The sequence below is a fragment of the Streptococcus sanguinis SK49 genome (genome assembly GCF_000212815.1).
Lineage (GTDB): Bacteria > Bacillota > Bacilli > Lactobacillales > Streptococcaceae > Streptococcus > Streptococcus sanguinis_C.
The window spans coordinates 1,110,943-1,129,829 of the sequence record NZ_GL890985.1 but is presented as its reverse complement, the minus strand read 5'-3'; the positions used below and the strand labels follow the sequence as shown (position 1 = coordinate 1,129,829).

Annotated in this window: 13 protein-coding genes; 3 read left to right on the top strand and 10 right to left on the bottom strand. The window is 45.0% G+C overall.

All coding sequences use genetic code 11. The annotated features are described in order from the left end of the window. The first annotated feature begins 168 nt into the window (after nt 1-168). Both HMPREF9380_RS05440 and HMPREF9380_RS05445 read left to right on the top strand, forming a co-directional pair. On the top strand, nt 169-2,337 hold the full coding sequence (locus tag HMPREF9380_RS05440; RefSeq protein ID WP_032907352.1) for an ABC transporter substrate-binding protein/permease: 2,169 nt from the start codon (nt 169-171) through the stop codon (nt 2,335-2,337). After that, nucleotides 2,337-3,077 (top strand): amino acid ABC transporter ATP-binding protein, encoded by a 741-nt coding sequence (locus tag HMPREF9380_RS05445; RefSeq protein ID WP_002918861.1) that lies wholly within the window; start codon nt 2,337-2,339, stop codon nt 3,075-3,077. Before HMPREF9380_RS05440 ends, HMPREF9380_RS05445 begins: the two co-directional genes overlap by 1 nt. Before the next feature lie 57 nt (nt 3,078-3,134). Here HMPREF9380_RS05445 and HMPREF9380_RS05450 read toward each other — a convergent pair whose 3' ends face one another. From HMPREF9380_RS05450 to HMPREF9380_RS05470, 5 genes are all read right to left on the bottom strand, one after another. Further along, complete coding sequence (locus HMPREF9380_RS05450; RefSeq protein WP_002933437.1) at nt 3,135-4,913, bottom strand: serine hydrolase domain-containing protein; 1,779 nt, start codon at nt 4,911-4,913, stop codon at nt 3,135-3,137. A 64-nt stretch (nt 4,914-4,977) separates the two neighbouring features. Further along, on the bottom strand, nt 4,978-6,759 hold the full coding sequence (locus HMPREF9380_RS05455; RefSeq protein WP_002933436.1) for a serine hydrolase domain-containing protein: 1,782 nt from the start codon (nt 6,757-6,759) through the stop codon (nt 4,978-4,980). Between the two features lie 102 nt (nt 6,760-6,861). Beyond that, nucleotides 6,862-7,674: a CPBP family intramembrane glutamic endopeptidase gene (locus HMPREF9380_RS05460; protein ID WP_002933435.1), complete on the bottom strand. Its 813-nt coding sequence runs from the start codon at nt 7,672-7,674 to the stop codon at nt 6,862-6,864. A gap of 221 nt (nt 7,675-7,895) precedes the next feature. Then, complete coding sequence (locus HMPREF9380_RS05465; protein ID WP_002933434.1) at nt 7,896-9,677, bottom strand: serine hydrolase domain-containing protein; 1,782 nt, start codon at nt 9,675-9,677, stop codon at nt 7,896-7,898. A 113-nt stretch (nt 9,678-9,790) separates the two neighbouring features. After that, entirely contained in the window at nt 9,791-9,982 is a 192-nt protein-coding gene (locus tag HMPREF9380_RS05470) for a hypothetical protein (RefSeq protein WP_002933432.1), read from the bottom strand. A gap of 619 nt (nt 9,983-10,601) precedes the next feature. On the opposite strand from HMPREF9380_RS05470, the gene HMPREF9380_RS05475 reads away from it, so the two are divergent. Beyond that, on the top strand, nt 10,602-12,128 hold the full coding sequence (locus HMPREF9380_RS05475; RefSeq protein ID WP_002933430.1) for an ATP-binding cassette domain-containing protein: 1,527 nt from the start codon (nt 10,602-10,604) through the stop codon (nt 12,126-12,128). 75 nt (nt 12,129-12,203) lie between these two features. On the opposite strand, the gene HMPREF9380_RS05480 is transcribed toward HMPREF9380_RS05475, so the two are convergent. The 5 genes from HMPREF9380_RS05480 to HMPREF9380_RS05500 form a co-directional block, all read right to left on the bottom strand. After that, nucleotides 12,204-13,940, bottom strand: a complete 1,737-nt coding sequence (locus tag HMPREF9380_RS05480) for an ABC transporter ATP-binding protein (protein WP_002933427.1) — start codon at nt 13,938-13,940, stop codon at nt 12,204-12,206. Beyond that, complete coding sequence (locus HMPREF9380_RS05485) at nt 13,930-15,672, bottom strand: ABC transporter ATP-binding protein (RefSeq protein ID WP_002933425.1); 1,743 nt, start codon at nt 15,670-15,672, stop codon at nt 13,930-13,932. The genes HMPREF9380_RS05480 and HMPREF9380_RS05485 overlap by 11 nt, the downstream gene beginning before the upstream one ends. Before the next feature lie 96 nt (nt 15,673-15,768). Continuing rightward, nucleotides 15,769-16,956 carry an MFS transporter gene (locus HMPREF9380_RS05490; RefSeq protein WP_002933423.1) on the bottom strand — a complete coding sequence of 396 codons (1,188 nt, stop codon included), beginning with the start codon at nt 16,954-16,956 and terminating at the stop codon, nt 15,769-15,771. Between the two features lie 125 nt (nt 16,957-17,081). Continuing rightward, nucleotides 17,082-18,428 carry an asparagine--tRNA ligase gene (gene asnS / locus HMPREF9380_RS05495; RefSeq protein ID WP_002933421.1) on the bottom strand — a complete coding sequence of 449 codons (1,347 nt, stop codon included), beginning with the start codon at nt 18,426-18,428 and terminating at the stop codon, nt 17,082-17,084. Between the two features lie 21 nt (nt 18,429-18,449). Beyond that, nucleotides 18,450-18,815: a VOC family protein gene (locus HMPREF9380_RS05500; protein ID WP_002933420.1), complete on the bottom strand. Its 366-nt coding sequence runs from the start codon at nt 18,813-18,815 to the stop codon at nt 18,450-18,452. Between the last annotated feature and the right edge of the window lie 72 nt (nt 18,816-18,887).

Sequence of the window (18,887 nt, the reverse complement as noted above, 5' to 3'; positions counted from 1 at the left end):
TTCATTTCCAGTATAGCAGACTTTGCTTTAAGTACAAAGAAAAGTTGCGGGCATTTTCGAGAAATACGGAGAGTTTTTATGTTAGAAAACCTAACATAAAAACAGGAGAAATTTGCCTAATCAGTGTTTTTTTGCTATAATGCTAGAATGCTAAAAAGGAGGAAGAAAATGAAGAAAAAATTCTTAGCAGTCTTGCTAACATTATTTCCATTTTTTGCGTTAGGGGCGACAGCCCAGGCAGATACGGTCAAAATCGTATCCGATACTGCTTACGCACCATTTGAATTTAAAGATTCTGATCAGACTTACAAGGGGATTGACGTTGATATCATCAACAAGGTCGCAGAAATCAAAGGCTGGGACATTGACATGAGTTTCCCAGGCTTCGATGCAGCTGTCAATGCGGTCCAAGCCGGCCAGGCGGATGCCATCATGGCTGGTATGACCAAGACAAGCGAGCGTGAAAAAGTCTTTACCATGTCTGATACCTACTACGACACCAAAGTCGTTATCGCGACGACCAAGGCAAACACCATCAGCAAATATGAACAGCTGAAAGGGAAGAAAGTCGGTGTCAAAACCGGTACAGCTGCCCAACGTTTCCTTGAGAAGAGCAAGGATAAGTACGGCTTCACTCTCAAAACCTTTGACACAGGTGACTTGATGTATAATAGCCTTTCTGCTGGTGATGTTGATGCAGTGATGGATGATCAGCCTGTCATTGAGTACGCCATCAATCAAGGCCAAAACCTGAAAATTTCTATGAAGGGTGAGGCTGTTGGTAGCTTTGCTTTCGGTGTCAAAAAAGGCAGCAAGCACGAGCACCTAGTTACTGAGTTTAACGAAGCTTTGGCACAGATGAAGAAAGACGGCAGTCTAGAAGAAATCATTAATAAATGGACGGCTTCTAAAGGTAGCTCTGACTCTGCCGTTCCAGAGACTTCTACTCCTGCGGGTCAAAAAGCTACTCCGACAAAAGACAAATACATTATTGCCAGCGACTCATCTTTTGCTCCTTTTGTCTTCCAAGATGACAGCAACCAATATACTGGTATTGACATGGAGCTGATTAAGGCTATTGCCAAAGACCAAGGCTTTACTGTGGAAGTCACCAATCCAGGCTTTGATGCAGCTATTAATAGCGTTCAGACCGGTCAGGCTGACGGAATTATCGCCGGCATGTCTGTCACTGATGCCCGCAAGAAAACTTTTGACTATTCGGATCCTTACTATACGGCCAACTCTATCTTGGCAGTCAAGGACAGCAGCAATATCAAGTCCTACGAGGAACTCAAGGGCAAGACAGTCGGTGTCAAAACTGGTACCGCTTCTCAGACTTTCCTTGAGGAAAACAAGAGTAAGTACGGCTACTCTATTAAAACATTCTCAGATGCAGCTTCCATGTATGACAGCCTTAATACTGGCTCCGTCGCAGCTGTAATGGATGATGAGCCCGTTGTCAAATACGCTATCAAACAAGGCAAGAAACTTAAAACACCTATTGAAGGTACACCAAGTGGCCAAGTCGCTTTCGCAGTAAAAAAAGGCAGCAATCCTGAGCTGATTGAGATGTTTAACAATGGGCTGGCCAACCTGAAAGAAAGCGGCAAGTACCAAGAGATTTTAGACAAGTATCTGGCTAGCGAGGAAAAGGAATCAACTGTAGATGAGTCCACTATTTGGGGCTTGCTGCAAAATAATTACCAAGAACTTCTTAAAGGTCTGGGAGTGACGATTGCCTTGGCTCTGATTTCATTTGCGATTGCTATGGTCATCGGGATTATCTTTGGTATGTTCAGCGTCAGCCCTTATAAACCGCTGCGCTGGATTGCAGAAATCTTTGTCGATGTCATTCGTGGTATTCCACTGATGATTGTGGCAGCCTTTATCTTCTGGGGTATTCCTAACCTAATCGAATCCATGACTGGTCAACAAAGCCCAATCAATGCTTTCGTCGCAGGAACTATCGCCCTCTCTCTCAATGCCGGCGCCTATATCGCAGAAATTGTCCGTGGAGGTATTCAGGCCGTTCCTGTTGGACAGATGGAAGCCAGCCGTAGCCTAGGGATTTCCTACTCCAAGACCATGCGCAAGATTATCCTGCCACAGGCAACCAAGATTATGTTGCCAAACTTTGTCAATCAGTTTGTCATTGCGCTCAAGGATACAACGATTGTCTCAGCTATTGGACTGGCCGAGCTCTTCAAAACAGGTAAAGACATCATCGCCCGTAACTATCAGAGTTTCCGGATGTATGCTATCCTAGCCGTGCTCTATCTCATCATTATCACGCTCTTGACCCGCTTGGCAAAACGCTTAGAAAAGAGGATTAAGTAATGGCAAAATTAAAAATCGATGTGAACGATCTTCATAAATACTACGGGGAAAACGAAGTCCTAAAGGGGATTACTGCTAAATTCTACGAGGGCGATGTGGTCTGCATCATCGGTCCTTCCGGTTCTGGTAAGTCAACCTTTCTGCGCAGTCTCAATCTGCTAGAGGAAGTGACCAGCGGAACCATCACGGTTGATGGCTTTGATCTGACAGACAAGAAGACTGACGTGGATCTGGTCCGAGAAAATATCGGTATGGTCTTCCAGCACTTCAACCTCTTCCCGCACATGACTGTTCTGGAAAATATCACCTTTGCTCCTGTTGAGCACAAACGTTTAACCCAAGACGAAGCAAATAAGCTGGGGATGGAGCTCTTGGAAAAGGTCGGCCTAGCTGATAAGTCTGATGCCAGTCCAGACAGTCTATCCGGCGGTCAAAAACAGCGGGTAGCAATTGCCCGCGGTCTGGCCATGAATCCAGACATCATGCTCTTTGATGAGCCTACTTCTGCCCTTGACCCTGAAATGGTCGGCGATGTTCTCAACGTTATGAAGGATCTGGCTCAGCAAGGTATGACCATGCTGATTGTGACCCATGAGATGGGCTTTGCCCGTCAAGTAGCCAACCGCGTTATCTTTACTGCTGATGGTGAATTCCTAGAGGACGGCAAGCCTGACCAAATCTTTGACAATCCGCAGCATCCACGTCTCAAGGACTTCTTGGACAAAGTACTGAATGTATAAAACCAAACGAAGAGCCAGCTTATATGCCGGCTCTTTTCTTGGTTCAAAATTTTTAAACTACACCACCCACCACTGGTAAAGCGACCAGTAGAGAATATTGGCTACGATAGCGAGGGCGGATAAGCTGGTCAGAACTGTCAGGAAGAGGCGACCTTTTCCGAGACTCTTTCGAGCCTTGCTAAAGAGCGGATAAACCGCACATCCTGCTAAGAACAATCCCAAACCTGCAAAAGCCATATAACGCCACTGAGCGATGATACTGAGATTCGTAGTGCTTGAACTAAGCAGGAGCAAGAGTAAATTTCCAGCTGAGACCACTACTCCTGCAGCTGTCAAGATGTGCCACCATTTCCAAGCTCGATTTTGCTTGCTTTTTTCTTTGCCAAAGACCAGTCGATAGAGGACTAGCACAAGCCGCACAAGTAGATTACCCAAAGCATAAACGACACTAAGAGCTGCCAAAGCAATCAACCCAAACTTAGTCCAGATTTCCCAGTCAGGGACTTTCTCGAAATCACTGACCGGAGTAGCGATTCGCGTTTTTCCATTTCCACTTTTATAAATAGTCCAAAACGAACGATCCATTCGCTCTGAGGACGGCTTCTTCATATGAAGCATATTACCTGGAAAGAGCTGATACAAAGAAAGCGGACCTTGATTAAAATTCCGAAGGATTTGATAATAGCCTGATTCGAACTTTTTCTGAGTCTCTGCACTGGCTGTCGGACGTTTTCCGAAAATCAATTCTGGCATGCCATCATTATAAATTTCTTCCACACCTTGATTGGTCATGATCACCTGGCCGATACCATCCTTCAGATCCAGCAGGAGATAGCTGGAAAAACCATTTGTATTCCCTCCGTGCCCTAGCACTGTAACGCCAAATTTACTGGCCCAGAAGCCATGAGCATTACGAACAATATCTGTATCAGGATAGGTTGCTGTTGTCAAATAGAGAGTTGTCCAAGTCTCCGACCGAGTAAAGAGACTTTTACGACTTAGCAGGGCCTGAGCAAATTTTTGAAAATCACTCAATGTTCCTGTTGCCCGACCAACTGGATACAGACCGACTTCATAAAGTGCATCGCCTAACAGGCTGCCATCTGTCGCATATCCTTTTACTTCCTTGCGCTTGGCTTGGACATAAGCATTGTCAGACAAGTCTTGAGCTATGGCCGTTCTCTCCATGCCCAGAGGCTGGAAGATATGCTCGTGGGTATAATCAACAAAAGATTGCCCAGAAATTCGCTCCACAATATAGTCTGCTAACCCCGTACTGTAGTTGGAATAAGCTGTCGTTGTACCCGGCTCAAAGGACTGAGCTGGCTGATATTGAAGCAGCAAATCCTCTAAACTCTTGCCCCCTTGCATATAGAGAGGGGCTTCGTCAAATCCAGACTGATGGTTCATCAAATCCAGCATAGTAATGGGCTTGTCATAGCGGAGATTTCTAAGAAAGCCCTCTGGTAGATAGGTGCGAATATCTTCTTCTAGGTCAATCTTACCTTGCTCCCAGAGCTGCATGACAGAGACCCAGACAGTCAGCTTAGTCACGGAGCCCCATTCAAAGACACTGTCATCATCGGCTTTGATTCCCTTTTCCTTATCCATATAGCCGAAGTTTCCTTGATAGATAGTGCCGTCCTTGTCAAAGACAGCTGTTGCCATGCCGGCTGTTGTCTTTTCGTGCTCTTTGACATAGTCTTGGATTTTCTGGCCAATTTGGCTGCGCTCTATGCCCGAAGGCAGCTTCTGCTCTTCAGCCAAGGCTGTAACCGGCTGGAAGAGTACTAGAGTTATAATCGTTAGAAGCGTTAGAATAAATGATTTTTTCATGCGATTCTCCTTTGCAGAATTACACAGACAAAGCCCACCTTCCCAAAGGAAGACAGGCAACTTATCACATCACCCAGAACTGATAAAGTGACCAGTAGAGAATATTAGCTACGATAGCGAGTGCAGATAGACTAGTCAGAACTGTCAGAAAGAGGCGACCTTTTCCGAGATCCTTTCGAGTCTTGCTAAAGAGAGGATAAACCGCACAGCCTGCTAAGAACAGTCCCAGACCGGCAAAGACCATATAACGCCAAGATTGAACAATTGAGTAGTCCTGGTTCATGGCAGCCAGTAAAAGCAGAATGAGATTGCCAGCAAACAGCAGCATTCCTAGAGAGGTCAGGCAATTCCAGACCTTCCAAGAGCGAGGAGCCGAACTTTTTGCTTTACGCAGGATGAGACGGAAACTGCCAATCAGAAAACTAATCAAGACATTTCCCAGAGCAAACACGAGTGCCAGACCTCCGAGAAACACGACTAGATAATGCCTAAAGAGAACTGAATCGGAAATCCTTCCTGCATTAAGGACACCAAATTCGAGGCGATCAGCACCTTGACTTCTGTCTATGGTCCAGAAAGTGCTCAACAGATCTGGCTGATCTGATACTTTGTTGATCTTTTGGATGGCCCCAGGGATCATGAGCATGAAGGACAGTGGCCCCCTATTATAGCTTCTCAGATAGTGGTAAGAGCCAGGCTTGAATTGCTTTTTAGTAGCTTGACTGACAGTCTGCATCTTGCCAAATATCAGCTCCGGCATTTGAACATTGTAAACTTGTTCATATAGTTGGTTGGTTAAGATGACTTGGCCGATGCCATTTTTCAGATCTAAGTAGAGATAGCTAGAAAAGCCATCAGCATTACCACTGTGTCCTAGCAAGGTAACACCGTAGTGACTGGCCCAAAAGCCATGAGCATTACGAACAATATCCGTACCAGGGTGAGTAGAGGTTGTTGAGTAAAGCTCGGTCCAAGTTTCTGGACGATGAAAGAGCGCCTTACGTTCCAGCAAGGCCTGGGCGAATGTCTGCAGGTCTCCTAGAGTCCCCACAGCCCCTCCGATTGGGTACATCCAGAGCTTAAATGGTGTATCACCCAAGAGCTTACCTTGGTCATCATAGCCCTTATCCTCCTTGCGCTTTTCCTGTACATAAGCGTTGTCCGATAAGTCAGGCAAGATAGCAGTCCGATCCATGTCCAGCGGCTCAAAAACATGCTCATGGACATAGTCTGCATACTTTTGCCCAGATATCCGCTCCACGATATAAGATGCCAAAGCCGTGCTGAAGTTAGAGTATGATGTCGTCGTACCCGGCTCAAAGGACTGAATAGGCTGGTAATCACGGAACTGCTCTTCCAAGTCGCTCTTGTCTCCCTTTTTATAGAGTGGCATTTCATCAAAGCCAGCCTGATGGTTCATCAGATCCAGCATGGTGATAGGCTTATCATAGCGAAGATTGCGGAGAAAGCCTTCTGGCAGATAAGTTTTAATGTCTGCTTCTAGGTCGATTTTGCCCTCTTCCCAGAGCTGCATGATCGATACCCAGACCGTCAGTTTAGTGATTGAAGCCCATTCAAAAACACTGTCATCGTCAACTTTGACTTTGTTTTCCTTATTCACATAGCCAAAATTTCCCATGTAGATGGTTCCGTTTTTATCAAAGACTGCTGTTGCCATGCCGGCCATTGTCTTTTCATGTTCCTTGACAAAGTCTTGGATTTTCTGACCGATTTGGCTGCGGTCCGTGCCAGACGGCAGCTTCTGCGAGTCAGCTAAAGCAGCGGTCGGTCGGAAGATTCCTAACGTCAAAATGGTTAAAAGAATGATTAGAATAGATTTTTTCATAGCATTTCCTTTCTGTTCAACTCAAAGATTCACATGAGCTAAGTTCAGATAATTTGTGCAGTCTCCTTTCAATTTTAGAATCAGCTTATTCTTGTTTTTTAATCATGAATTTTTCGCCTGCTTATACGCCCGATACCAGAGATAAATACTGTAAAGGGTCAGAATACCCAAGCCGCCAAGGTAAAAGAGAGTGTTAACCTGAGAGAAATCAAACTTATCAGCTAGGTTGATGCCGACAAACGTTTCTATCAGAATATCTAGTAGGGCATGGAAAATCATACAGGCAAGGACAGACTTCGTCTTCTTATGCAGTGCAGCAAACCAGATGGACTGGACTATAGTTACAATGGTATAGACTAGAAAGGGATTCTGACTTCGATCATAAAAGCGGTCATAAAACCAGAGAGGAATATGCCAGCAAGCCCAAGCTAGTCCAGTTATTGAGGAGGCGATAAGCATAGAGAACTTCTTTTCCAAAGCCGGCTGCAGAAAGCCTCGCCAGCCAGGCTCTTCCATGCCACCAGCCAAGGTCATAAGGTAGATAAAGGATCCAATAAATGAAAGCAGAGCTCCGTCTACCAGCTTGCCTCCGGAAGCTAATGCAAAAGTCACTGCCAGACTTCCACTGAAGAGTAGGAGATAGAGCCAAGTCCCTTTCTTGCTTGAGAAGATAAAGGAACAGATGGCTTTGAAGCCTTTTATTTTCAGCACTATTAGGCTTGCTATCACCGGTCCGAACATACTGAGACTAGATAGGAGGCCCTCCAGAGTCAGATAGAGTACGGGTGGATTTTCCGGCCAGAGATTTTTGAGAATGATAGCTAGCAACATAAATCCCCAAGTCCAGCCGAAGTTCCAGACTAGGAACGGCCAGACTAGTTTTGGTTGTGGTTCTATTCTTGTTTCATTGGTCATAGAACTTTCTCCTTTAAATGGTTTGATTTTTGTACTCTGATAAGGTCCTTGATTTTTTTGCCTCGTTTAGCCGCGCTCTGTATAAAAGACAGCTATTGTACTTCAGCTCCTGTTGAAAAATCACTAACCTTAAGATTGTAAAAAGAATTAATCAAACGATTTACCTCATGAGATATTCCTTCACAAGATTGTCCATTCCCCCAGAAAAGACAAGCAAATAATCACAATGCCCACCACTGATAAAGTGACCAGTAGAGAATATTGACAACAATAGCTAGAGCTGACAGACTAGTCAAGACAGTTAGGTAGAGTCGGCTCTTACTCAGCCCTTTTCTTGCCTTGGTCAGAAGCGGGAAGACTGCACAGCCAGCCAGAATCAATCCCAGACCAGCAAAGACAATGTAGCGCCAGCTAGCTAGAAAGCTCAGATCGTCGGTAGCAAATGTGTTAAAGAGGAGGAGGAAGTTTATAGCCACACCTACTCCAGCTAAAGAAGTTAGATAAGTCCAGATGCGAAGATGTTTTGGTGTTTTAGATTGGCCTTTTTTGAAGACCAAGCGGAAGAGATCCAGTCCGCCCCGTGCCAAAAAGAGAATGATACTGAAAACAATTCCGACTGCTGCTGAAATAAGCAAGGACCAGTCTTTCAGAATCTCGCTATCCTTGACTCTGAAGTTATCGCCATAGGAAGCTGTTACCTTAGTCTCGTCTCCACTACCGCTGACTACTGAAAAATTCTGGGTCAAAAGCGGATTGTCCTTAGATTTCTTGACAAACTGAGTGTAAAGCAAGGTTCTGGAGATAGACATAGGACCACTGGCAAAGTAGCGAGCAGATCGGTAATTTCCAGACTGGAATTTGTCAAAGGTGGCTGAGTCCGTCTTTTTCTTAGGTCCAAAAACCAAGGCTGGCATTTCATAGTTATAAACCAACTCATGATCTTGATTCGTCATAATAGTCATACCTATACCATTTTTCAAGTCCAGCAGAATATAAGATGAGTAGCCAGTTGAGTTTCCTCCATGGCCAACAAGCGTCGTGCCGTACTCCCGTGTCCAAAATCCGTGCATATTGAGCGGCATATCCGTTCCTGGATAATTCGAGGTTGCCGTGTAAAGGGTTGTCCAAGTCTCAGCGTGCTTGAAAAGCTTTTCTTTCTTCAAAAGCGCTTGGGCAAACTTCTGGAAGTCAGCCAGAGTAGAGACGGCATTCCCTGCCGGGTAAAGTCCTAAATGAAAATAGCTAGTTCCCATAGATGTCCCGTCCGCCCGATAAGAGATTTGCTCCATCCGCTTCTGGTAAATCTTTGGATTTTCTTTAAAGTCGGCTGATAGAGCAGTGTCTTTCATCCCTAGTGGTTGGAAGATATGTTCATGGACATAGGCTGAGAAGTCCTGACCAGATATTCGCTCGACGATGTAGGCTGCCAGACTAGCAGAAAAGTTTGAGTAGGCTGTCATGGTGCCGGGCTCGTAGGACTGTTCTGGCTGATTAACTGCCAGAATCTCCTCAATAGACAAGCCCTTATCTTCCTTGTAGGCATGAGTAGACTCGCCAAAGCCGGCCTGATGGTTCATGAGGTCTATCATAGTAACGGGCTTGTCGTAGCGCAAAGTCTTCATAAATCCCTCTGGCAGATAGGTGCGAATGTCTTCGTCAAGGTCAATCTTACCCTCTTCCCAGAGCTGCATGACAGAGACCCAGATAGCTAGTTTCCCGACTGACCCCCATTCAAAGACGCTGTTGTCGTCGGCTTTAATGCCTTTTTCCTTGTTCATATATCCAAAACTGCCTTGGTAAATAGTCCCGTCCTTGTCAAAAATGGTTGTTGCCATACCGGCTGTTGTCTTTTCATGTTCCTTGACAAAGTCTTGGATTTTTTGACCAATTTGGCTGCGCTCCGTACCAGACGGCAACTTCTGCTCCTCAGCCAAGGCTGTAACCGGCCGGAAGAGTCCTAGAGTTATAATCGTTAAAAGTGTTAGAATAAATGATTTTTTCATGATATTTCCTTTCTATTTAGCTTCAACAATCGCATAGGCGATACTTCTGTATACCATTCGGATAAAAATTCTTAACATAGCTTTCTCCTTTCTTATGCAATGATTTGCATCATCTAATCAAAAGTCACTGCTTCTACAGCCACCCTTGTCGCTTCATCTTTCTTGACATAGTCCTGAATTTTTTGGCTAATCTGAATGACCGCCGTGTTAGACTTCAAAGATTGCTCCATCGTCTTAGCTTGAGGCGTTTTTACTAGCCCTAAGCTTAGGACTGTCAAAAGCCAGAGAAATAAAGTTTTTGGCATGGTTTCTTACTCCTTAGATACAATTTAAAATGACAACTGGAATCTATCACATTCCAGCTCTTCTTATCTTTTACAAATTTTAGGCCTATTTGTATAATCATTTTTTATATATATAATTTTTATATACAAGACGATTATATATAATTTTCTGGTATATGTCAAATTTTTATATAATTAAAAAATTATATATCAAAAACAGCTGAAAAGCCTTGAAATCAATATTTTTAGAGAGTTTATAAAAATTGCTCCAAAAAATTTTAAAAAATTTTTATTTTTTTGAAAGCGCTTGACGAATCTACTATCTTTTGCTAGACTTAAGACAGAACTATTTCGGAGGTACACGGAGACATGAAAAATTAAGTCTATTTTTTAAAGGAAACTTTATTTAGTAGATTTTGTCATGTTTCTGCATATCCGCGGGATGTTCATTTTTTTGTGCTTTCTAGCTTTTATTTGCTTATCTTTAGATTAATCCTGTCGCTCCTATGACAGTGTAAGCTGGAAGCCTATGAACGAATAATCCTACTTAGACACTCCTGTGTCTGCTTTGTGCAACTAAAAACAGCTCTGCTAAATAAAGCAGGGCTGTATTTTGTGTTATAAAACGAAGGAGACATCTATGCTTCAAATAAGAAATCTAACGATCACCCACCTAAAAGACCTGAAGGAGTTAGTCAAAGATTTGTCACTGACTGTCAATCAAGGAGACAAGGTCGCTATTATCGGTGAGGAGGGCAATGGCAAGTCCACCCTGCTCAAGCTCTTGCTAGACGAGCGACTGGTCAGCTCCTATGTCAGCTACAGCGGACAGATTGATAAGTCCTATACTGCTGCTGTCTACCTGCCCCAGCAGCTACCTTCAGAGGATGCCCAACTGACGCTCAATGACTATTTCTTTGCTGATTTTGAGACCGAACTGGACTATGCCAAGCTCTACCGCTATGCTGGGGAGCTCAACTTTGACTGCCAGCGTTTTGCCAGTCAGCAGCGGCTCTCTAGCCTATCTGGAGGAGAAAAACTCAAGGTCCAACTCATCAAGAAACTAGCCAGTGATTGGGACATTCTCTTTCTTGATGAGCCCTCCAATGACCTTGATCTCGAAACTCTGACTTGGCTGGAAAACTTTATCAGCCACAGCCAGAGAACGGTCCTTTTCGTCTCTCACGACGAGCACTTTCTCGCTCAAGTTGCGACCAAGATTGTTCATCTGGAACGAATCAAAAAGAAGCAGGAGGCTAGAACCAGCATCAAGAGTCTGGACTATGAAAATTACCGCCATCAGCGTCAGGAATCCTTTGAAAAACAAGGTCAATTGGCACGGAAAGAGCGGGAAGAACACGCCAAGACCATGGAAAAACACCGACGGGTTAAGCAGAGTGTGGAGCATACTTTACGAAACACCCATGATGCTACTGCAGGTCGACTGGTAGCCAAGAAGATGAAAAACATCCTCTCGCAGGGCAAACGATTTGAAAAGGCAGGTGCTGAAATGACCGAAATCCCGACACAGGAAGATGTCATCAGCCTTCACTTCTCAGACATAGAAGCTCTGCCATTGACCAAAAGAATCCTAAAATTAGAAGAAATGAAACTGGAAATAGATGAACGACAACTGGCAGAGAACCTGACTCTGGAGGTCTGCGGCCAGGAAAAAATCGGACTGATTGGTGCTAATGGCGCAGGCAAGTCCACTCTGCTTAAGGAAATATGGAAGATCCTGCGTGAGCGGACAGATATGCAGGTCGGTTATATGCCCCAGCATTATGGTGACTTGCTGGCTGATGAGAGCAGCCCTTTGGACTTTCTGGCTCCCTCTGGCGACAAGTCCCAGGAGGAGAAAATCCTGACGCATCTAGCCAGTCTCCAGTTCACGCGCGACGAGGCCCGTCACCCGATTGGGCAGCTTTCCGGCGGTCAAAAAGCCAAGCTCCTCCTGCTCAAACTAGTCCTAGACCGTCCCAATATCCTCCTTCTGGACGAGCCAACCCGCAACTTTTCTCCCACATCTCAGCCCCAGGTTCGCCAGCTTTTGGCGACCTATCCTGGCGCCATCATCGCTGTCTCCCATGACCGTATCTTTCTCAAAGAAGTCTGCCAGAAGATTTATCGACTGACGGAGACAGGGTTGGAGGAAGTTGAATTATAAGCAAAAAGAGTTGGAAATTCCAACTCTTTTAATTCTGTTTAGCATCAATCTGTGAACTTTAATAAAGCTCCTCTTCTACTCCTGCGCCGTCTGCATTTGGTAATAAACACCTCTGGCTGCCATGAGCTCCTGATGATTACCATGCTCGACGATATCACCGTCTACCATGACGAGGATGATGTCAGCATTTTGAATAGTGGACAGACGGTGGGCGATGATAAAGCTAGTTCGTCCAACCATGAGCTTGCTGAAAGCCTCCTGAATCAAGACTTCTGTCCGAGTATCGATGGAGGAAGTCGCCTCATCCAAGATTAGGATTTTAGGAACGGAAAGGAAGACACGGGCAATGGTCAAGAGCTGCCGCTGACCTTGAGAAAGGGAGTCCCCAGCATCCGCTAGGTAGGTGTCGTACCCCTGAGGCAGCTGCTGGATAAAGAAATGAGCATTGGCCGCCTTGGCAGCTGCAATGACCTCTTCTCGGCTGGCATCTGGCCGGCCAAAAGCTATGTTATCATGAATGGTTGCCGTCTTAAGCCAAGTCTCTTGCAGTACCATACCAAACTGCTGACGATAAGAGGCTCTAGTATAATAGCTGATGGGAGTAGCGTCTAACGAAATAAGACCACTGTCTACATTGTAAAAGCGCATGAGGAGATTGATCAAGGTTGACTTGCCAGCACCAGTTGGCCCGACAATGGCGACCTTGCTAGCTGCTGGAATCCTTATATTCAAATCCTGAATCAGCTCTTTACCAGTCTCATAGCCAAAAGCCACATTCTCAAAGCTAATCTGTCCTCTGACATCTTCCGACTGGAGGATTTCCTGACCAGATTCCGCTATTTCTTCTTGATCTAAAATGCTGTAAATCCGCTCCGCACAAGCTAAAGCGCTCTGCAATTCCGACATGACAGACGATATATCATTGAAAGGCTTGGTGTACTGGTTGACGTAGTTGAGAAAAGTTACCAGCTGCCCAACCGTAAAACCTGTTCCCTGAATGATTCGGACAGCCCCAAAGCCTACAATCAAAGCATAAATCAGGGCATTGATAAAACGAGTCGAAGGATTAACCGTCGAAGAATAGAAAATAGCCGCCTGAGAATAGTCTGCATAGGTTTGGTTGCTGCGAGTAAAAGCTGTATCAAACTGCTCCTGAGCATTAAAAGCCTGGATCAGACTTTCCTGGGTCAGACTTTCCTCAATCAGCTGGGTCTGCGCTCCCCTCGCCTGCGTCTGACGTTGGAAAAAGCTAAAACTCTTTCTGGCAATAAAGCGAGCTAAGAAGAGAGAAAGGGGCGTCAAAAGCAGAACCAAAAGCAAGAGGAAAAAGTCCAATCTGGCCATGCTAATGATAGTCACTAAGATGGTCAGCAAACCTACAAAAAATTGATTGAAAACCATAAGTAGGCCATTGCTGAGCTGCTCCAAATCCGTCGTCACCCGACTAACCAAGTCGCCTGTTCCCTGCCGATCTAGATAGGCCAAAGGTAGATAATGAACTTTCTTGATAACACCTTGACGGAGCTGCTGGCTATAGCGATAAACCAGCTGATTATAGAGCAAGGGATTGAGCCACTGAATCAGCGTATTGGCTAAGATGACCAACAACATCTGGCCCAAAATCGGCATCAAATGCTGATCCGCTTGAGGAAGAAGAACACTATCAACCGCATTCCCGATTAAAACTGGAAGAAGAACAGTCAGAGCCACTTGAGCCACTGTTCCCAGACTAGCTAGGAGAAAGAGCCAGCGCGCCTGCAGCAAGTCTCGAGTTAAACGCCTCAAGCTGCTAGGTGATGTCTTATGCTTCATGCTTGCCCTCCTCTCCTTGACTATGCTGTGAATTATGGATTTCTCGGTAAATGGCAGAGCTGACTAAGAGTTCCTCATGGCGACCAAGAGCCACCTGTTCACCCTTATCCAGCACTAAGATTTGATCCGCTGAGCGCAAGCTATTGGTCCGCTGAGAGATCAAGACCAGACTGGTCTCAGTCAATTCATTCTTAATAGCTTGCAGGAGTCTGGCCTCTGTCAGATAGTCCAGAGCAGAGGTTGCGTCATCTAAAACCAAGAAAGGCGCCCTCCGCAAGACAGCTCTTGCAATGGTTAAACGCTGACGCTGACCGCCAGAAAAATTCCGGCCAAAGGCCTCTACAGTCGCATCCAAGACCCCGTCCTTCTGAGAGACAAAGTCTGTCGCCTGAGCAATCTCTAAAGCCTGCCACAAGTCTGCGTCTGTTGGCTTGGTTGACAATCCTAAAGTCAGATTGGAGCGGACAGTTCCTTGGAAAAGCTCCGCCTTCTGAGGCACCAGACTAATCCAAGACCGCCATTCTCTGAGATTTTTAGGACTGCGTCCTTGGGAAAAGATGGTCAACTGACCAGCAGCCACTGGATAGAGATGAGCCAGCAGCTGAACCAGAGTAGACTTCCCTGAACCTGTCCCACCAATAACCCCCAAAGTCTGACCTTTTTTCAAATCAAAAGTCAGACCAGTCAAGGCTGGACTAGCTGCATTTGGATAGGAAAAGCTGACCTGCTGGACTTTTATAGCTTGATTTGGCAGAGCAGTTTCCTGCACTAATTCCTGCAGGACATCTTCTTCTGCTTGCTCGAATACCTGACTGATACGACCAGCACTGATATAGCTTTGATTGAGCGAGTTGACCAGCATAGCCAGCTTGAGCAATTCCACCAAAATCTGCAATAAATAATTAACCAAGGCTACTAGCATCCCCTGGGTCAGCAAGCCCTTGCCGATAAAGCTATTCCCCTGCCAAATCACAGCAATCAGAGTACCATTGACTGTAAGAAAGGTCAGAGGACTAATCAGACTAGCCAGAGCTCCCGTCCTGATTTGCCAGGTTTTATAGAGCTCATTGCGATTGCGAAAACTCTGAATCTCACGCTGAGTCTGACCGAAAGCCCGTATAACCCGCATGCCCTGTAGCTGCTCACGCGTCAGATTGACCAACTGGTCAGTCAGCTGACGAATCTTGGCATAGAGGGGATTCATCAGACGAGACATGAAAACGATAATAGCCGTTAAAATTGCCACCATGAGCAAGAACCACAAGGTAATGACCGGGCTGATAGTAAAGGCCATAATGATAGAGCCAAAAACGATGATGGGCGCCCGCAGAAAGAGACGAAGAAATTGATTGATGCCCGTCTGAATCTGATAGGTGTCACTCGTCAGTCGAGTTACCAAGCTAGAAGTCGTCAACTCATCCCGACTAGCCTTGGGCAAACGCAGGATTTTTTGATAGAGGTCGCTTGTCATCTGACGAGTAAAGCCAACTGCCGCCTTTGACGAATAATACTGGGCCACAACTGCTACCACCACGCCCAGAGCAGCCAAGCCCATCAAAAGAAAAACCATCCAGTAGAGATGGGAGCTGTCGTGTCTAGGAATGGTCTCGTCCACAATCCCCGCAATCAAAATCGGAACCAGCAGTTCAAAACTGGCTTCCAAAAGCTTGAACAAGGGCCCCAACAAAGACTCTCTGATATAGCCCTTGAAATATTTCAATAAATCTTTCATACTGCCTACTTCTCCATTTAACTGTATTTATTTTACCATAATTTTCAAAGGCTAAAAAATATTCTCCTTCTGACCAGCAGAAAGAGAACATTAATCTTAGACTTCTTGTAAGCTCTGGCTTATTTTCTTTAATCCCGAATGCAAAAATGGTGTCGTTGCCAATAAGAAGCTGCCCAAAGCTATAAAAGTCCAGTCGAAGCCAAAGTAATCAATCAACCAGCCTGTCATAGGGAAGTTAACAATCATACTCAGGCTGAACATCATAGAATAAACACTGAGCATGGTCGCCCGCACTTCACTTGGCAGCTGCTTTTGTAAATCGTTGTCAAAAATCGGCTGGAAAAGAGCATACAAGGCGTTGCTGATTAGATAAATCAAAATATAAATGATCGGAGTTCCAAAATAGGACAGCAGGTAGCTTGCTCCGGTTAGAAGAACCACTGAAGGAAAAAGTTTTAAGGCAGAATACTTCTTTCCAATCACACTCGCCAGATAGACCGCCAAGATATTCAAAGCACTGCCAATCAGCATGACTACCGAAATCTGCCAATCTTTTAAGTCAGGCAATTGATTTTGATAATAAAAATAAAACATACACATCAGCGTTCCGATGATTTGGGAAAGAATAATCCAGATAAAAAGGCTGGGATTTCTCTGCAACTCCTCTTTGACAGCCCAGATAATTTTTTTCATGGTCAGACGTTCCGCTTTCTCTGCTTTGACACTTGGCTCCTTCAGCATCCAGGTCAAGAAAAGAACGATAATAGAGGTTCCAATCATGATATAGTAGGTCAGATGCAATTGTCCATGGACAAAAAATCCAGCCCAGACCGTTCCCAAAGACCGGGTCGCTTCAGCCACTCCAGACATAAAGCTGGAGATGGATAAGTAACGTTCCTTGAGTCCGGCCTCCACAGATGAATCATAGACCATGGCTGCGCTTGTCCCCGAATCAAAATTATAGGACCAAGCACTAATAACCATAGCCAGTGCATAGATCCAAAAGTTCCCCTGCCCGGCCAACATGAGAACAGAAGACACAATCCCGGCTATCCGGCTCAGATAAAGATTGGTCTTGTAGGAAAAACGATCCGCCAACATCCCTGAAGGAATTTCACAAATAACGCTAGTTGCATGAAAAATACTTTCTAAAAGCCCAATCTGCCAAAGGGACATGCCGTTTTGACTTAGAAATAAAATCCAAAAACTAGTAATGCCTAGAAAAGCAAAAAATTCTACTCCGGCCATAAGACCGATATTTTTCCGATAACTTCTTTTAAACATTTTTTCTCCTTTAACAAGTGTTTTTTAATTTCTATCCTTTATCACTTGTTAATCCGCTGGTTACATAATCTCCACCTCTTCTTTCTAGTGCTTTGAAAAAACGCCCCCTGGGCGTTTTTATTGATTTACGGTTTAATACGGTGCAGCATACGTGGGAATGGAATGGCTTCACGGATATGCTTGGTTCCTGCTACAAAGGTTACCATACGCTCGATACCGATACCGAAGCCACCGTGCGGAACTGTTCCATACTTACGAAGATCAAGGTAGAATTCATATTCTGAAGTATCCATACCAAGTTCATTCATCTTAGCAACGAGCGCATCGTAGTCTTCCTCACGCATAGAACCACCGATGATTTCACCGTAGCCTTCTGGAGCAAGCAAGTCTGCACAGAGGACACGGTCTGGATTTCCAGGAACTGGTTTCATATAGAAAGCCTTGATGGCTTCTGGGTAGTTCACAACAAAGGTTGGTACACCAAAGTGGTTTGAAATCCATGTTTCGTGTGGCGAACCAAAGTCATCTCCATGTTCAAGATGCTCATAGTCAGCATCCTCATCATTTTCATGGGCTTGCAAGAGGTCAATCGCTTCATCATAGCTAACACGCTTGAAAGGCTCTGCAATATAGCGTTTCAAAAGTTCTACATCACGTTCCAGCGTTTCCAAAGCTTGAGGAGCACGGTCAAGCACACCTTGGATCAAAGCTTTAACATAAGCTTCTTGCAAGTCGAGTGACTCATCATGCGTCAAGTATGAATACTCTGCATCCATCATCCAGAACTCAGTCAAATGACGACGGGTTTTTGATTTTTCTGCACGGAATACAGGACCAAAGTCAAAGACGCGACCAAGAGCCATGGCACCTGCTTCCAGATAAAGCTGACCTGACTGACTCAAGTATGCTGGAGTTCCGAAGTAGTCTGTTTCAAAGAGCTCAGTTGAGTCTTCTGCTGCATTTCCTGACAAGATTGGGCTGTCAAACTTCATAAAGCCATTCTTGTCAAAGAATTCATAGGTAGCGTAGATAATGGCATTGCGGATTTGCATCATGGCTACTTGCTTACGAGAACGCAGCCACAAGTGACGGTTGTCCATGAGGAAGTCAGTCCCATGTTCTTTGGGCGTGATTGGATAGTCATTTGACTCACCGATGATTTCGATGTCTGTGATGTCCAGCTCGTAGCCAAATTTTGAACGCTCGTCTTCCTTGACAACCCCTGTCACATAGACAGAAGTTTCTTGGCTAAGCTTTTTAATCGTATCAAACTTCGCCAATCCTTCTTCTTCGCCAAATTTCTCAATGAAGTTAGGCTTGAAGGCCACCCCTTGGAAAAAGGCAGAGCCATCGCGCAGCTGCAAGAAAGCAATCTTACCCTTACCTGACTTATTGGCTACCCAAGCACCGATGGTCACTTCTTGACCAACATAATTTTTCACATCAATAATTGTTACGATTTTCTTTGACACGTTTTTTCTCTTTTCTATTTTTTATTCTTTATGACAGACTGCCTCGACATTATTACCATCCGGATCCAAGACAAAGGCTGCATAATAAGGCTGGTGATATTTGGGACGAATGCCTGGGGCACCATTATCTTGACCACCCGCTGCAAGGCCTGCTTGATAAAAAGCATCCACCTGCTCCCTTGTCTCCGCACGAAAGGCAAAATGAGATGCATCTGATTGCCCCTGACTTAACCAAAAATCTCCAGCTGGAGCAGTCCGAGGTTCAGCAAAACTTACTGCCTGAGGAATTTCAAAGGCAATCTTGTAGCCCAATGGCTCTAAAGCTTGCTGATAAAAGAGCTTGCTGGCTTCCAAATCCTTGACTGTAATCCCAAAATGATCAATCATATCTGCCTCCTAGATTGGTTGCTAAATGTCACTTTATTTCAAGACAAATCTTTTGGACATCTGTTCTATATT

Coding starts and splice junctions, on each gene's coding strand:
- HMPREF9380_RS05440 (WP_032907352.1), top strand. CDS start 169: ATGAAGAAAAAATTCTTAGCAGTCTTGCTAACATTATTTCCATTTTTT.
- HMPREF9380_RS05445 (WP_002918861.1), top strand. CDS start 2,337: ATGGCAAAATTAAAAATCGATGTGAACGATCTTCATAAATACTACGGG.
- HMPREF9380_RS05450 (WP_002933437.1), bottom strand. CDS start 4,913: ATGAAAAAATCATTTATTCTAACGCTTCTAACGATTATAACTCTAGTA.
- HMPREF9380_RS05455 (WP_002933436.1), bottom strand. CDS start 6,759: ATGAAAAAATCTATTCTAATCATTCTTTTAACCATTTTGACGTTAGGA.
- HMPREF9380_RS05460 (WP_002933435.1), bottom strand. CDS start 7,674: ATGACCAATGAAACAAGAATAGAACCACAACCAAAACTAGTCTGGCCG.
- HMPREF9380_RS05465 (WP_002933434.1), bottom strand. CDS start 9,677: ATGAAAAAATCATTTATTCTAACACTTTTAACGATTATAACTCTAGGA.
- HMPREF9380_RS05470 (WP_002933432.1), bottom strand. CDS start 9,982: ATGCCAAAAACTTTATTTCTCTGGCTTTTGACAGTCCTAAGCTTAGGG.
- HMPREF9380_RS05475 (WP_002933430.1), top strand. CDS start 10,602: ATGCTTCAAATAAGAAATCTAACGATCACCCACCTAAAAGACCTGAAG.
- HMPREF9380_RS05480 (WP_002933427.1), bottom strand. CDS start 13,940: ATGAAGCATAAGACATCACCTAGCAGCTTGAGGCGTTTAACTCGAGAC.
- HMPREF9380_RS05485 (WP_002933425.1), bottom strand. CDS start 15,672: ATGAAAGATTTATTGAAATATTTCAAGGGCTATATCAGAGAGTCTTTG.
- HMPREF9380_RS05490 (WP_002933423.1), bottom strand. CDS start 16,956: ATGTTTAAAAGAAGTTATCGGAAAAATATCGGTCTTATGGCCGGAGTA.
- HMPREF9380_RS05500 (WP_002933420.1), bottom strand. CDS start 18,815: ATGATTGATCATTTTGGGATTACAGTCAAGGATTTGGAAGCCAGCAAG.